This window comes from Inquilinus limosus (genome assembly GCF_002195995.1).
In the GTDB taxonomy this organism is placed as follows: domain Bacteria; phylum Pseudomonadota; class Alphaproteobacteria; order DSM-16000; family Inquilinaceae; genus Inquilinus; species Inquilinus limosus_C.
The window spans coordinates 1-1347 of record NZ_NHON01000216.1; the positions used below are offsets into that span (position 1 = coordinate 1).

Annotated in this window: 2 protein-coding genes; both read right to left on the reverse strand. The window is 68.5% G+C overall.

Features of this window, described 5'->3' with window-relative positions; genetic code table 11:
* Window positions 1-465 precede the first annotated feature (465 nt).
* Window positions 466-999 (reverse strand): cupin domain-containing protein, encoded by a 534-nt coding sequence (locus BWR60_RS36025; RefSeq protein WP_088158160.1) that lies wholly within the window; start codon window positions 997-999, stop codon window positions 466-468.
* Window positions 1000-1195: 196 nt separating this feature from the next.
* The coding region (locus BWR60_RS36030) for an NAD(P)(+) transhydrogenase (Re/Si-specific) subunit beta (RefSeq protein ID WP_144445887.1) at window positions 1196-1347 on the reverse strand (152 nt) is incomplete at its 5' end.

Consider the following 1347-nt stretch of genomic DNA (forward strand, 5'->3'; position numbering starts at 1 on the left):
CCCTGGGCGCCACGGCGCGGGCCTGGGCGGCGACGGCGCGGGCGCCCTCGGCCTCGGCGAGCTGCATGGCGATCTCGGCCAGGCGGGACAGCATCTCGATCTGCTGCAGCGCGAGGCTGCGGCAGTAGGCCTGGACGTCGAGATCCTGGGGTGCCGTCTTCATGGAACGTATCATGAACATAATCGCGGAGCGGCGCAATGAACATTGTGTGACCTTAACCGGCGCGGCAGGCGCCGGGCTGGATCGCCACGCCCTCCGGGCTCGCGATGACGGTTGAGGTTTTGCGCGGACGGCTCCAACCGAACCGTCATTGCGAGCGCAGCGAAGCAATCCAGGGCCGTTTGGCGTGGCCCCTGGATTGCTTCGTCGCTGCGCTCCTCGCAATGACGGTTTGGGGATGGCAAGGGCGGTTCACCGCCGCGCCGTCATGGCGATCCGGCCTCGGGCCGGGGACGCAATCCCGCCTATCCGCCCTTCGCTTCGCGCCAGATCCGGACCAGCGGCCCCTGGACGCCCAGCACCGGGTCGGTGTCCGGCACCGGCACGGCGCCGATGCTGTCGCGCAGCGCCCGTCCGTCGCCGTCGCCTTCCTCGACCAGGTCCGGGTCGGCGCCCGGCGGATAGGCGCCGATGACGACGAGATCGCCGCTCGCCTCCTCGCGCTTGTGGCCGACCCCGGCCGGGATCACCACCACGTCGCCGGCCAGCAGTTCCAGCGACACGCCCGAGGCGCCGCCGAACCGCACCTTGGCGCGGCCGCTGGCCAGGCCCAGCACCTCATGCGCGTTGCTGTGGAAGTGGTGGAACGGGTAGATGCCATTGCGCCAGCCATGGCCCCAGCCGTACTGGCCGAAGCGCGCCTCGATCGCCGTGGCGACGTCGCCGAGGCCGAGCCCGCTGACCTGGCGATAGACCAGCAGCGGCAGGGCCGGATTGTTCGGCACGGCGCCGCCATCCTCGAAATAATGGGCCTCGACGCCCAGATCGGCTTCGGTCATGGCCTGTCTCCTCGTCACCCCGGAAGGAGTCTGGCCCGGAGACGGCGCTGGGCAAGGGCTGGGACCTGTTCGGGCCATACCCCAAACTGTCATTGCCGGGCTTGACCCGGCAATCCAGGGGCCACCAAGAGCTGCTCTGGCTGCCCCTGGATCCTCGGGTCAAGCCCGAGGATGACAAAAAAGAAAGTCGGCCCTGCTACGCCAGGCTCTTGGCTATGTCCTCGCACATCTTCTTGGCGTCGCCGAAGAGCATGAGGGTGTTGTCGCGGAAGAACAGCTCGTTCTCGACCCCGGCATAGCCCGACGCCATCGACCGCTTCACGAACAAGACCGTCTTGGCGTTCTCCA